General features: G+C 69.7%; 1 protein-coding gene. It reads right to left on the bottom strand.

Annotated elements, in window-relative coordinates; translation table 11 throughout:
- On the bottom strand, positions 1 to 1,016 hold a 1,016-nt coding region (locus AC5L38_RS44220), incomplete at both ends, for a beta-ketoacyl reductase (protein ID WP_495248823.1).

The following is a 1,016-nucleotide window of genomic DNA, read 5'->3' as shown; positions in this document are numbered from 1 at the left end:
CCAGGCCGCATCCACCTTGGGGCGCAGCACGGTGTCCAGCCGCTCGGACGTCAGTGACGGGATCGTGCCGTCATCCAGCACACCGGCGGTGTGGATCACCGCGGTCAGCGGGTGATCGGCATCGATCCCGGCCAGCAGCGCCGCCACCTGGTCCCGATCGGCCACATCACAGGCGGCGATCTCCACCTCGACGCCGTGCGCGATCAACTCCGCCTGCAACTCCACCGCCCCCGGAGCCTCCAACCCCCGGCGGCTGGTCAACAGCAGATGCCGCACCCCACGCTCGGCCACCACATGCCGCGCGAACACCGCCCCCAACCCACCGGTCCCACCAGTGATCAACACCGTCCCCTCAGGATTCCAGACACGCCCCTCACCCAGGCCGGAACCATCACCAGAAGCAGAAGACGTCACCCGGGCCAGACGCGGCGCCAGCACCTCACCTCCGCGTACCGCCACCTGCGGCTCGCCTGAGGCCAGCACCCCTGGCAATGCCGACGCCGAGACCTCCCCGTCCACATCGACCAGCACGAACCGGCCTGGATTCTCCGCCTGCGCCGACCGCACCAACCCCCACACCGCCGCAGCCCCCACATCGGTGACCGCCTCGCCGTCACCGGCCGCGACCGCGCCCCGCGTCACCACCACCAACCGCGAACCCACACACCGCTCATCGGCCAGCCACCCCTGCAGCAAGCCCAGAACACGAGCGGCCAGAACATGCGCCGACCCCACCACATCACCGGCCGACTCCACCGTGACGGTCACCGCCTGCGGCACCACCCCCAACGCCGCCAGCCCCGCCTCCGGATCCGACCCCAAATCCAAGATCACTTGCCCGCTATCAGGTATCGCCGACACCTCCGGCAACACCCTCCACTCCAGCCGGAACAGCGAATCCCGATGCACACCACCACCAGCGGCCACCTGATCGACCACGATCGGGCGCAACGCCAGCGACCGCACCGACAACACCGGCTCCCCAGCCACATCCACCGCACTCAGCGACACCACAC

This window comes from Streptosporangium nanhuense (assembly GCF_059358815.1).
This window is presented reverse-complemented; position numbering and strand designations above follow the sequence as displayed.